7 protein-coding genes are annotated in these 11,351 nt (G+C 53.7%); 2 read left to right on the plus strand and 5 right to left on the minus strand.

What is annotated here, in order from left to right:
• Nucleotides 1–80: 80 nt before the first annotated feature.
• The 3 genes from AC0Z7K_RS21445 to AC0Z7K_RS21455 form a co-directional block, all read right to left on the minus strand.
• Nucleotides 81–2,408 (minus strand): molybdopterin-dependent oxidoreductase, encoded by a 2,328-nt coding sequence (locus AC0Z7K_RS21445; protein ID WP_485615869.1) that lies wholly within the window; start codon nucleotides 2,406–2,408, stop codon nucleotides 81–83.
• Between the two features lie 233 nt (nucleotides 2,409–2,641).
• On the minus strand, nucleotides 2,642–3,643 hold the full coding sequence (locus tag AC0Z7K_RS21450; RefSeq protein WP_485615870.1) for a Gfo/Idh/MocA family protein: 1,002 nt from the start codon (nucleotides 3,641–3,643) through the stop codon (nucleotides 2,642–2,644).
• The gene (locus AC0Z7K_RS21455) at nucleotides 3,640–3,948 is read right to left on the minus strand and encodes a putative quinol monooxygenase (RefSeq protein ID WP_413528810.1); all 309 of its coding nucleotides are present in this window, start codon (nucleotides 3,946–3,948) and stop codon (nucleotides 3,640–3,642) included. Before AC0Z7K_RS21455 ends, AC0Z7K_RS21450 begins: the two co-directional genes overlap by 4 nt.
• A 315-nt stretch (nucleotides 3,949–4,263) precedes the next feature.
• On the opposite strand from AC0Z7K_RS21455, the gene AC0Z7K_RS21460 reads away from it, so the two are divergent.
• Nucleotides 4,264–5,412 carry a NupC/NupG family nucleoside CNT transporter gene (locus AC0Z7K_RS21460; protein ID WP_485615871.1) on the plus strand — a complete coding sequence of 383 codons (1,149 nt, stop codon included), beginning with the start codon at nucleotides 4,264–4,266 and terminating at the stop codon, nucleotides 5,410–5,412.
• A 148-nt stretch (nucleotides 5,413–5,560) separates the two neighbouring features.
• Here AC0Z7K_RS21460 and AC0Z7K_RS21465 read toward each other — a convergent pair whose 3' ends face one another.
• On the minus strand, nucleotides 5,561–8,338 hold the full coding sequence (locus AC0Z7K_RS21465) for a flavocytochrome c (protein WP_485615872.1): 2,778 nt from the start codon (nucleotides 8,336–8,338) through the stop codon (nucleotides 5,561–5,563).
• A 570-nt stretch (nucleotides 8,339–8,908) separates the two neighbouring features.
• On the opposite strand from AC0Z7K_RS21465, the gene AC0Z7K_RS21470 reads away from it, so the two are divergent.
• Nucleotides 8,909–10,420: an anion permease gene (locus AC0Z7K_RS21470; RefSeq protein WP_112167685.1), complete on the plus strand. Its 1,512-nt coding sequence runs from the start codon at nucleotides 8,909–8,911 to the stop codon at nucleotides 10,418–10,420.
• A gap of 76 nt (nucleotides 10,421–10,496) precedes the next feature.
• Here AC0Z7K_RS21470 and AC0Z7K_RS21475 read toward each other — a convergent pair whose 3' ends face one another.
• Nucleotides 10,497–10,922, minus strand: coding sequence for a hypothetical protein (locus AC0Z7K_RS21475; RefSeq protein WP_485615873.1), 426 nt, complete (start codon nucleotides 10,920–10,922; stop codon nucleotides 10,497–10,499).
• Nucleotides 10,923–11,351 lie beyond the last annotated feature (429 nt).

Below are 11,351 nucleotides of genomic sequence, written 5' to 3' on the forward strand. Positions count from 1 at the left end.
CGCTGAATGCCTGACCTGCTGTAGGAGCAAAAATCCTCTGGCATTCCCGCGAAGGAACGCCAGAGGATGCACGTTTCCTGTTACTCCTGCGTGCTGTCACCGGCATTCACGAACGCCGGCGGCTGGAAAGCGGTGACGTCGGGCAGCGGCGCGTCCCAGCGTTCAATGTCTATCCAGCAACTTTGCGCGCTGCACCCCTGGCCGAGCCGCGAGCTGCCGCGATCTTCCGTCAGCACGTTCGGGTTACCGTGTTTATCCAGTGAATCCGGCAGGGTCGGATCCTGCGGGTCATACCATGCGCCCGTCGACATCTGCACCACGCCCGGACGCAGGTCTTCACTCAGATGCACACCCGCCAGAATCGCCCCGCGATCGTTAAACACCCGCACGATGCTGCCTTCGACGATCCCGCGCGGTGCGGCGTCCTGCGGATGCAGCCACAGCGGTTCGCGGCCTTGTATTTTTGTCCGGCGGCTGACTGCACCCTGATCGTACTGACTGTGCAGACGCGTACGAGGCTGGCTGGAAAGCAGATGCAACGGCCAGCGTGCGCTGACCTCCAGCTGTGCCTTGGCCTCCGGTTCGTACCAGAAAGGATGTCCGGGACACTCTTCATAATCAAAACCGGCCACGGTCTGCGAGAAAAGCTCAATTTTCCCGGACGGCGTGGTCAGAGGTGAACCCACCGGATCATCGCGGAACGCTTTGAGGAAGATTTGCGGGGTGTCTGGCCGCGTATATTCCAGTTTGCCCTGCTGCCAGAAATCATCGAAATCAGGCAGTTCGATGCCATCGGCCTGTGCGCGCGGCGTGGAAATCTCATAGATATGGCGCAGCCAGGCCATTGGATCGCGTCCTTCACTGAACGTCTCGCCAAAACCCAGCTTCTCCGCCAGCCCGCAGAAAATCGCGTAATCGCTCCGCGCCTCATCCACCGGCGCAATATGCTGACGCATGGCGATCATAAAACCGTCATTACTGGAACTGCCGATATCATCCCGCTCAAGTGACGTTGTCACCGGCAGCACGATGTCGGCAAATTTAGCCTGCGCGGTCCAGTACTGTTCGTGAACCACCACGGTGTCGGGTTTACGCCATGCCTGCGTCAGCCGGTTTACATCCTGATGATGGTGAAACGCATTGCCGCCCGCCCAGTACACCAGCCGGATGTCAGGATAATGGCAGTGGCTGCCGTCGAACTGATAAGGCGCGCCGGGATTGAGCAGCATGTCGGCCAGTCGCGCGACGGGGATGGGTTGTTTCACCGCATTTTGCCCCATCGGCAAACGCGGGCCGGAGAAAGTACGGCGATCCGATCCCGCCAGATTGGTTGACGCGTAGGCGAAGCCCACCCCGCCGCCGGCGGTGCCGATTTGCCCCAGCAACGCCGCCAGCGCCACCGTCGCCCAGAACGTCTGTTCGCCCTGTCTTGCGCGCTGCAATGACCAGGCGATGTTGATCATGGTGCGTTTTTGCGACATCTCACGGGCTAGCGCACGGATCTGTTCCGCGCTCACGCCGGTCAGCGGTTCCGCCCATTCCGGCGTTTTTGGTCTGCCGTCGTTCTGTCCGATCAGATATTCACGAAATGTTTCAAAGCCTTCGGTGTGGCTGGCCACAAAATCTGCGTCATAGCGCGACTCGTCAATCAGCACATAGCTCAACGCCAGCAACAGCGCGGTATCGCTGCCCGGTTTGAGGGATAACCATTCGGCGGATTGTACTCCCGAGAGATCATTCTTCACCGGGCTGACGTTGATGAAGCGCGTACCGGTCTGCTCCATTTTTTGCAGCCAGTATTTCAGGGAATGATCGTTCGCGCCGCCACCGTTAACCTGCGCATTGCGCAGCGGCAGGCCGCCAAAGGCAACAAACAGTTCGCACTTCTCCGCCAGTACCGACCAGTGGGTGTGTTGTTTTTGCAGAACATCGAGGTCGCCGATAATGTGCGGTAATAACCGCTCGGCGGCGGCCAGACTGTAGGTGTTGGTGCTGCCGCTGTAGCCGCCAAACTGATTAAAGAAGCGGTGCAACTGGCTCTGCGCGTGATGAAAACGTCCGGCACTCGACCAGCCGTAGGAACCGGCATAAAACGCCGCATTGCCGTGGGTGTCTTTTACCCGTTGCAGCTCCCCGGCGACCAGCGACAGGGCGGTTTCCCAGCTCACTTCGACAAAAGGCTCTTTACCACGTCCTTCGCGCGACGCGCTGCCGTTTTGTAAATAGCCCAGCCGGACGGCGGGACGGCGTACGCGGCTGCTGCCATCGACGGCACCAACCAGAGACTGGCCGATTTCAGATGGATTGCGATCCCATTCCACCGGCGCCACGGCAGTTAACGCGCCGTCCTCGGTGGTGACACGGTAGGTTCCCCAATGCATAACGGCTAAATCGTGGTTTTTTTTCATGTTTGACAGATTTTCATTATTGGCAGGTTTTTATTTATGAGCAGGTCAATATAAGACAAAAAATCACCCTATCACAGCCGGATCTCCTGCCGCTACGCCATCGGTGTTATTTCTATTTTTATCATGCAGTTATCTGCCATGAGCATTAGACAACGTGAGGGCTGGCGTGAAAGTCTGCTAACCGGTGTAAAAAAAAGGCGCAGATGTCTGCGCCTTCTTATTAATTCATACGGTTAACACACCGTCCTTTCCTCCCACGCCGTCAGCAGGGCCATAATCTCTCTCGAATCCTGCGGTCTGGCCGCCGGACGTGCCAGCGTGCGTTCACCGCTGTGCAGCGCCTGCCAGACCTGACGCACCTGATAGTGGAATGCGTCGCCGTCGGCGGTCAGGTCATGAACCTGCGCTTCGCCTTCATACGGCGTGATGCGGATCTGGTTACCCTGCGCTTCCGGCAGCCACGGGTTGGAGACGATCTCCATCCGCCCTGCGCTGCCCGCCACTGAAAATGCCCAGAACATGCCGTAGTCTTCTGCACAGTGCAGCTGCGCCAGCGCGCCGTTGGCAAACTGGATCGTGGCGGCGGTTTCGCCGACATTGCCGTCTCCGGCGTTGCGACGTCCGTGGGCCGTCAGGTTCCACGCCGGGAAAGTGCCATCGCCAGTGGCGTTTTGCATCACCAGATGGATAAGCGAAGCCGGATAACAACCGAGATTGTAAATGGCGCCCTTGCTGCCCGGATTCACAAATTGCGCAATCGAGGCACAGTAGCTGGCATTGATCGACTTCACCTCGCCCAGTATTCCGCTGCCGACGATCTCGGCGATTTTTGCGGCAAACGGGTGCGTCAGATACATCAGCCCTTCGAGGAAAAACACCTCGTTATGCTCTACCGCAGCAAGCGCCGCATCGGTATCGGCCATGTTTACCGAGAGGGATTTCTCGCACAGGACGGCTTTACCGGCGTTCGCGGCCTTGATCACATACTCATGGTGAATGTGGTTCGGTAAACCGATATACACAACATCGACTTGCGGGTCGTTAATCAACGCATCGTAGCTGTCGTAAGCGTGCTCCGCCGGATGCTGCCGCACGAAATCCGCCAGCCCCTGCGGCGAACGCCCGGCGACGGCGTACAGCAACGAACCGTCGTGCTGTTCAATCGCATCCGCCATGATGCCGGAAATAAAGCTGGTGCCGAGCACGCCCCAGCGGAGGCTTTTGTTGTGCGTCATACGGCAGGCTCCCGGACCGGTAACTGGCATAAGGTGGCGTGCACAAATTCTGTCAGACCGGAATGGATAAAGCGCTGAGTGTGCGGTTCGTCGAAGTGACGCTGCGAGGCCGCTTCGTCTTCGTAGCGTTCCCAAAGGATGATGCGGCGCGGATCTTGTTTGTCCTGTAGCGCCATCGCGAAGGAGCAGCCCGCTTCGCTGTTCATATCAGCGCAAAACTGCTCGATTGCGGCCAGCGCCTGTTGAATATCTGCATCCGCTTTGATGCGGATCTCAGCGTTAACAAAATGTCCTTGTGTAAACATATTTTCCCCGAAGGTTTTGCGAAGGTTGCAGGTGATACCGCAGGCAGTATTGCATGAAAAAATGCACTGCATAATATAATTCCGTTCACCAAATCAGTGCGAACTAATAAAATTCTCACCACTTCGGTGCGTTATTTAAAATAGCAGACTCCGATTGTTTCTTTTTTGAACGCAATCGATTACCTGTGCGCAACGCAATGAAAAAAGCAGATGAGTTTTGTGAGGTTGCTGTTATAGTTCGCGCTTAAAACACCACTCACATCATTTGGATCCTCCATGACGTCAAATATATTGCATTTTTTACTTAGCCTTATAATGATATTCGGCATTGGCTGGTTGATTAGCTACAACAAACGCGGCGTTAAACTGCGCTACGTCGTGCAAATTTTGGTGATCGAAATCGTACTGGCCTGGGTTCTGCTTTACAGCCAGGCAGGCGTTTACCTGATCTCCGGCCTCTCCGGCGTGTTCACCAATCTGATGAGCTACGCACGCGTCGGTACCGACTTCGTGTTTGGCGGTCTGGTCAATGATAATCAGTTCAGCTTCTTCTTATTCGTATTATGCCCAATCATCTTTATTTCCGCGCTGATTGGTATTCTCCAGCACCTGCGTATTTTGCCATTAATGATTAAAGGGATCGGTTATCTCTTATCTAAAATTAACGGAATGCCACGACTGGAATCCTTTAATGCCGTGAGTTCTTTATTGGTCGGACAATCTGAAAACTTTATCGCGATTAAAGATATTGTCCCGCACCTGAATGAACGCCGCATGTATACATTATCTGCCACCGCCATCTCGACCGTCTCCATGTCGATTGTGGGTTCGTACATGACCCTGCTGGAACCACGTTATGTGATGCTCTCGCTTATTCTGAATATGCTTTCTACCTTTGCGGTATTGCAGGTGGTGAACCCGTATTCTGACGAAGCGGATAATGAGATGCCTAAGCTTACTGTACCGAAACACAGCTTCGTAGAAATGCTGGGCGAGTACATCATGGCCGGTTTCAAAATGGCGATGATCGTGGCTGCGATGCTGGTCGGCTTCAACGCCCTGCTGGCGATGATCAATGCCATCTTCATGGGCGGTTTTGGTAAAAGCTTCCAGGACATCATTGGCTACCTGTTCTACCCGGTTGCCTGGTTAACCGGCATCGTCAGTCAGGATTCCCTGACCGCTGGCAGCATCATGGGCACCAAAATTGTTGCCAATGAGTTCGTCGCAATGCTGCAGATGAAAGACCTGATCGCGCACCTCGAGCCGCGCACCGTGGCAATCCTGTCCGTCTTCCTGGTGTCTTTCGCCAACATTTCTACCGTCGGGATTATTGCCGGAGCGGTAAAAAGTATCGAAGAAGTTCAGGGCAACATGGTCGCCCGCGCTGCGTTCCGCCTGCTGGTGGGCGCAACGCTGGTCAGCCTGCTCTCTGCGTCCATCGTGGGTCTGGTCTACCGTTAATTTGCCGTAATTAGCGTAAACTTCTGGAAGAGTCCGCCCACTGTGGCGGACTTTTTTTTGAGCGCCATCCAAAAAAAATCCACGCCGGAGCGTGGATTCAAATGACTGCCTGTTTTCACCGCGACCCACAGGTTGCTGTCAATATTACTTAACCGCGTGCCAGTGCTGCTGCGTTGCGCCCCGCCAGAATACCGAAGATGATGATATCGGCGACGGCGTTACCGCCGATGCGGTTAGCACCGTGGATGCCGCCCGCGACTTCACCTGCCGCCCATGCACCGGTGATCGGCTGTTTCTGCGCATCCAGCACGGCGGTGTCGGTATTGATCACCACGCCGCCCATAGTGTGATGCACCCCCGGCGCGATGCGGATGGCGAAGAACGGCCCCTGATTGAGCGGGTGACGCAGCGCAGTGGTACGACCGAAATCTTCATCCTTCTTCTCCACCACAAACAGGTTATAGCGTTCCAGTGTCTCGGTCAGCGCAACCGGGTTCATGTTGAGCTTCACCGCCAGCTCTTCCGGCGTCGGCGCGCTGAGCACAAAACCTTTGGCGATATACTCATCGGCCGCTTTGTTGTTGGCACGTACTTGCTCATCGAAAATCACCCACGCGCTTTTCTCTGGCAGCGAGATGATTTCTGCAGAGACTTTGTCGCGCGTCTCCATCTCGTTATAGAAACGCTTGCCCGCCTGACTCACCAGAATCGCCCCGCCGCCGCGAATGGACTCTGAGATCAGGTATGACGTTGTCTGCTCAACGGTCGGGTGGATTTGGATCTCGCCCATATCGACGGTATCCGCGCCGATTTTTTGCAGCATGGCGATACCGCTGCCGGTCGCGCCCTTATGGTTAGTCGTCACAAAACCATCGAGCTCAGGGCGATACTTCACCACCATCTCGCGGTTGGCACTGAAACCGCCGGTGGCGACGATGACACTTTTGGCATTCAGAATGCGGCTGTCGTTGTACTCATCGACGACTTTGACGCCGGTCACCGCGCCATTCTCAAACAAAATCTCGGCGACGGAGGTTTCGAGCAGCACTTCGATATCGCGTTTGTTGATGTTTTTCACCAGCCCGCTGATCAGGAAGCCACCCACCGCCGAGCGGTCTTCCGGGCGATGCGTGCGGTCGATGCTCATGCCGCCAGTGATGGTGATGTCGTTCAGCTCAATCTCTTTCGCCGCCAGCCATTCGATGGCCTCAGGGGCCAGTTCGACAAACTCACGCAGCAATTCCGGGTTGTTTTTGAATTTGCCGCCTTTCAATGTTTCTTCGTAGAACAGCTCTTTATTGTCTTCGATACCTTTGATTTTCTGGAAACGGGTTTCTGCCGCATTCATTCCCACCGAGGCTTTAATGGTATTGCCGCCAATGGTCGGCATTTTCTCAATAATGACCACGTGAGCGCCTTCGTCATGCGCCTGAATGGCTGCTGCCAGCCCCGCGCCGCCGCTGCCAACGATGACCACATCGTAATTTTGCGGTGCCTGCGGATTACCGCCTTCTTCGATGACGTGTTCTTTGCTGGAGGTGGTCAGCGCGCGGGAAACCGCTTTCTTCAGCGCCTCACTCTGCGTGGTCGCGCCGGTGATGGCATCGACGTGCGGACTGTTGGCGACCAGAATGCGCGAACGCAGCTGTTCGAAGGTGGTGGTGAAATCGACGTCGAGCGTGTCGTCCTTCACCAGGGAGATATCGGTGATACGGTCGGTATCGAGCGTCACGCTGATTTTTAGTTTCAGCGCTTCGGCTTCGACTTTCTCCTGATACACCCCGGCTTTGTATTTACGGCCAGTGGTGCTGGTGTCGCGGATCATGGCGTCAACCAGTGAGAAGCGCCACAGCGGTTCCGGAATATTCAGTTCTTCGCGTTTGTTGCTGTCGATGAACAGTTCCAGATGATCGTTATTAATGATGCGATCGGCCCAGTCCGGATAAGCGATGCAGGCTTTACCCACCGCCACCAGATCAAAGCCGTATTCCAGCGCTTTCTCGGCGTCGGCTTTATTCACCACACCACCGACGCCGATCACCGGCACTTTCGCCAGGGTTTCAGAACGCATCGCGCGGAATTTGGTAATAAGCGGCGTCGGATCAGTCGTATCGACAATAGAAGGACGCAGCAGTTGCCCGACGGAGAAATGCACGTAGTCCAGCCCGCGCGCAGCGAGTTTTTCCAGCAGATACAGGGTGTCGTCAAAGCGGATGCCCGGCACTTCCAGCTCTTCCGGCGAGAAACGATATCCGATAATGAAATGATCGTCGGCGAAGCGATCCGCCATTTTGTGAGTGATTTCGAGGACCTCCATCGGGAAGGTCGTGCGCTTCTCGCGGTCGCCGCCCCATTTGTCGGTGCGCTGGTTGGAGTTTGGCGAGTAGAACTGCTGGATCAGATAAGTGTTCGCGCCGTGAATTTCGACGCCGTCAAATCCGGCTTTGATCGCACGGTTCACTGCATCACCAAATTTGGTGATCATCACTTCAACTTCTTCGCCGCTCAGCTCTTTCGGCGTGGTCGCGCCTTCACGCGGTGCCGCCAGCGCACTTGGTGCGACCGGCGTTCTGCCGCCAATCAGCTCTGGCTCGACCATGCGGCCGCCGTGATAGATCTGCAAAACCGCTTTCGAGCCTTTGGATTTAATGGCATCGGCGATCTTTTTCAGTCCGGGGATTTTGTTGTCACTGTCGATAGCAATCGCGCCGGGAAAGGCCGGGCCCATGCGGTCAATGAAGCAACACTCAACGATGATTGTGCCAATGCTGCCAGCGCGGTCGCGGTAATACTCCACCAGTTCACTGGTCACCGTGCCGTCATAAAAACCGGTACAGGTGGTCATCGGTGCCATCAGCAGGCGGTTTTTCAGCACCGCGCCGTTGGGCAAGGTAAGAGGATTAAGAACCGGGGTGAGCTTATTCATTGTGATCGACTCCAAAATGTAAACGCTTAGATTTTTTTCGTGGGCGAATGACTTACCGCTAAATTAAGTTATCCGGTGCAGGTGATAAATTTAAAATGCTTTCTTATATAGAAGAGACAGTGACGTTATAAACATCTGATGGACGGGAGTTGTTTAATTACTCAGCATTGACGCAAATATCCCTCCAATTGTTAACCATGAGTTGACAAAAATCAACTTTTGATTAACATGGCGATTCCTCCGAACAAAATCAGCAGGTTAAGTCCTCAATTTGGCTTTTGCAGAAATTTACTCTACATTTCATAAAGCAGGAATTTTGGTCAAAAATATAACCACACATAAAGTAGTGTTAATGCCATGAATGGGAATGATACGTACGAAGGATAATATCCGTCGTTGTTTATTCCCTTGTCTTTTCGTAATACCTCACTCTATTCGCGCTGAGAAATTAATGTATTTCAAATGCCGTCGTGAAATATCCACAGCAACAGTTCAAAACGAAAGTACCAGATAACGTCAACACAAAGATCCGGGCGTAAGGCTCACTTTAAATAACGGGCAGAAAAAACTATGAAACCCACATCCGCTTTGAATGATCCCGCCAAGGCCGCTCCTGCCTCCGCGGGGCTAAAGAAACGTTTGATCATGCTGTTCCTTCCGGTGCTGGTGGCGGTAATTTTGCTGCTGACACCGGTGCCGTCGGGGCTTAATCCTTATGCGTGGCACTTCTTTGCCATCTTCGTCGGAGTGATTGTCGGTCTGATTTTCGAGCCGTTACCAGGCGCGGTGATCGGCCTGACCGGCGTGGTGGTCATCGCCCTGTTCAGCCAGTGGTTGCTGTTCAGCCCGGCTGAAGTCGCTGACCCGAAATTTAAAATGGCCGGTGAGGCATTTAAATGGGCGGTCAGCGGATTTGGTAACTCAACGGTGTGGCTGATCTTCGGCGCATTTATGTTCGCCGCCGGTTATGACAAAACACAGTTTGGTCGCCGTCTGGCGCTGATTCTGGTGAAGTATCTCGGCCGTCGCAGTCTGACGCTCGGTTACGCCATCACCTTCGCCGATCTGCTGCTCGCGCCCTTCACGCCTTCCAACACGGCACGAAGCGGCGGGACCATCTACCCGATTATCGCCAACCTGCCGCCGCTGTACGGTTCCAAGCCGAACGATCCGAGCGCGCGTAAAATCGGTTCCTATCTGATGTGGGTGGCAATCACCGCCGCCTGTATCACCAGCTCGATGTTCCTCTCGGCGCTGGCACCGAACCTGCTCGCGCTGGCGCTGGTCAAAAGCATCACCGGTTTTGAAATCTCGTGGGGCATGTGGTTCCTCGCGTTCCTGCCGCTCGGCGTCCTGCTGATCCTCACCATGCCGTTGCTGGCGTACTGGTTCTATCCGCCGGAAGTGAAAATTAACGATGAAGTGCCGCGCTGGGCCAAAAGTGAGCTGGAAAAACTGGGCAAGCTGTCGCGCAACGAAATCCTGCTGCTGATCTTCGTCTGTTCAGCGCTGCTAATGTGGATTTTTGCCGCCGCGTGGATCGAGCCGGCGCTGGCCGCGTTGCTGGTGGTCGTACTGATGCTGTGGACCGGCGTGCTAAACTGGAACGACATTATCAGCAACAAACCGGCCTGGAACACGTTCGCATGGTTTGCGACGCTGGTTGCGCTGGCCGACGGTCTGGCACGCGTCGGCTTTATCGCCTGGCTGGGTAAAGAAGGCGGACAGCTGCTCGACGGATTCGATCCGCAGGTAGCCGCCGTGATGTTGCTGATTGCCTTCTTCCTTCTGCACTATCTGTTCGCCAGTACGACCGCGCACACCACTGCCCTGTTACCGGCGATGCTGACCATTGCGGCGGCCATTCCGGGCATCAACATGCCGGTTTACTGCCTGATGATGGTGACATCGCTGGGCGTGATGGGGATCATCACCCCGTACGGTACCGGCCCGAGCCCGATTTACTACGGCAGCGGTTACCTCCCAACCAAAGACTACTGGCGTCTGGGCACCATCTTCGGCGCCATCTTCCTCGGCGGCATGATGCTTATCGCCTACCCGTGGATGGTGATGATGTTCTGATCCGAAACGCCATCTGTCAGAAACGAAAATCCACGCGAAAGCGTGGATTTTTTTATTTGCAGGAGAAAATTCACATTCATGGGCATGAGTACTTACATCTTCCAATTCTTAAAATGACTACATCATTGTAATACATTACAAAATATTCATTTCCGCGTTGATATTCACTTTCAACATCGACGCCCTTTTCCACTAAATATTGATTTAGCTTTTGAACTGCGCCCGGAACATCTTTCACATTTATCCATACAACTTCCTCTTCTTCATTCTGATATTCATCGCTGCCCTGTAAATGATATGTGGCGCTTTCAGATGCCTCTGGAGCATGTCGGATAAGAGAAGATGTCAGAATGTAATAATCAAACCAGTCAGACTTAGTGTATTCGCGACCTCCAGAAATATATCCGGCAAACACCAGTTTCCAGGCAAAAATAAGAATGAGCAGCGTGATAAAGATGAGAAGCACGCGACTTAACCCTTTCAAAAAGATAGGATTATCCATGTTTAACCTCCATGAAGTTTCAGAGTTTATAACTTAGTTATGCGCTCTTAACAAATGCAATATATCAATGATAAATCTTGATTAATAGATAGGGATTATGATTTAAAAAATAAAGAGATACTCTTTGCTGACATCTCTTTCAAAACCTGATGAATTATTGATGCATTGGACATTATTAAATATTATTCAACCGGCCATCTAGCCAACAGATATAATTCCATGCAGATATTAGACAGATGAAATAGTGGCGCAAACAGTGGCATATCGTAGCGGCATAGTTTTTTCAGTTCGATAAGCGTTCGGTCTAATTCTGCTAAAAGTGTTCCGGCGGTTCGGTGATGCTGCCAACTTACTGATTTAGTGTATGATGGTGTTTTTGAGGTGCTCCAGTGGCTTCTGTTTCTATCAGCTGTCCCTCCTGTTCAGCTA

The organism is Rahnella sp. 1L-D-7-B-C2, from assembly GCF_057290995.1.

Bases quoted from the DNA above. Each gene is read 5' to 3' on its own strand.
- AC0Z7K_RS21470 (WP_112167685.1), top strand. From the start codon at position 8,909: ATGAAACCCACATCCGCTTTGAATGATCCCGCCAAGGCCGCTCCTGCC.
- AC0Z7K_RS21450 (WP_485615870.1), bottom strand. From the start codon at position 3,643: ATGACGCACAACAAAAGCCTCCGCTGGGGCGTGCTCGGCACCAGCTTT.
- AC0Z7K_RS21465 (WP_485615872.1), bottom strand. From the start codon at position 8,338: ATGAATAAGCTCACCCCGGTTCTTAATCCTCTTACCTTGCCCAACGGC.
- AC0Z7K_RS21445 (WP_485615869.1), bottom strand. From the start codon at position 2,408: ATGAAAAAAAACCACGATTTAGCCGTTATGCATTGGGGAACCTACCGT.
- AC0Z7K_RS21455 (WP_413528810.1), bottom strand. From the start codon at position 3,948: ATGTTTACACAAGGACATTTTGTTAACGCTGAGATCCGCATCAAAGCG.
- AC0Z7K_RS21475 (WP_485615873.1), bottom strand. From the start codon at position 10,922: ATGGATAATCCTATCTTTTTGAAAGGGTTAAGTCGCGTGCTTCTCATC.
- AC0Z7K_RS21460 (WP_485615871.1), top strand. From the start codon at position 4,264: ATGATATTCGGCATTGGCTGGTTGATTAGCTACAACAAACGCGGCGTT.